Genomic DNA, 233 nt, shown 5'->3' with positions numbered 1-233 from the left:
CACTGTCTGTCTTCAACTCTTTTTCATCTTTCAAAACCATACCTTGCGGCGTATCGCGCGGATACAAAATAGCAAATGGTTTGTCTTCTTTCGCTGTTGTTTGAACATCTACTTGCGCTCTAGACATATTTTGTTTCGTATCAAATGCACCTTTATCAAATTTCGCATCAAATTTCACTTTTGAGAAATCTACTTTCACAAGAACATTTTGATCATTATCCAGTAACTTCACC

General features: G+C 36.5%; 1 pseudogene. It reads right to left on the bottom strand.

Annotation, left to right across the window (positions count from 1 at the left end):
- Positions 1-233: pseudogene (locus tag SB775_RS34100) on the bottom strand (outer membrane lipoprotein carrier protein LolA); the annotation flags it as partial.

The sequence above is a fragment of the Peribacillus sp. SIMBA_075 genome (assembly GCF_046534585.1).
The sequence above is the reverse complement of the archived record's forward strand: the minus strand, read 5'-3'. Positions and strand labels throughout refer to the sequence as shown.